At 29.8% G+C, this 614-nt stretch carries 1 protein-coding gene; it reads left to right on the forward strand.

Going from position 1 to position 614, the window contains the following annotated elements:
• The first annotated feature begins 347 nt into the window (after positions 1 to 347).
• Positions 348 to 590, forward strand: coding sequence for a hypothetical protein (locus tag PLX19_RS25965; protein ID WP_272191805.1), 243 nt, complete (start codon positions 348 to 350; stop codon positions 588 to 590).
• Positions 591 to 614 lie beyond the last annotated feature (24 nt).

The following is a 614-nucleotide window of genomic DNA, read 5'->3' on the forward strand; positions in this document are numbered from 1 at the left end:
TATCTAAATGAATAAATTAATAGAAAGGAGGGAATACCATGGCTTGCATAAATAAAAACTGTTTTGATATCTGTATAGAAACAATTTTAAACCCTAATGGCGGCGCTGAAATCGTTGTAAAGTGTAATGATGAATGTTCCTCTAGTTTTAATGTAATACCTTTTATTGCGTGTTTTAACACGAATTTAAATGATGATTTCAGTTTTTCTACTAATCTATTTAGTCTCACAAAAAGATAAATAAATTCCATTAATCCACATATACGATTAAAATGGTTATTATGCCGTTCCTCTATTATTTTTGATTCATATTCTATCAATGAACGCTAAATAAAAGGAGGGAAATTTATGGCATGTACTACGAATGATATGTGTTTTAATGTCTGTCTTGTAATTACAATTACCCCCGGAGGTGGAGCAGCATCAGTTATAAATTGTGGTGAAGCCTGTGGGACAAGCCCAACAATTGTAGTTAATCCTAATGGATCAGTTGTTATTACACTACCATTATTGGCATGTTTCTCAATTACATTAAACGATGATTTAAGTGTTTCATCTTCATTAACAAGCCTTTCATTTGTAACTTATTAAAATAAATAAGATATTTATTTTAAT

The organism is Bacillus sp. BP-3 (genome assembly GCF_028401955.1).
In the GTDB taxonomy this organism is placed as follows: Bacteria; Bacillota; Bacilli; order Bacillales; family Bacillaceae_G; genus Bacillus_A.

Coding starts and splice junctions, on each gene's coding strand:
- PLX19_RS25965 (WP_272191805.1), top strand. CDS start 348: ATGGCATGTACTACGAATGATATGTGTTTTAATGTCTGTCTTGTAATT.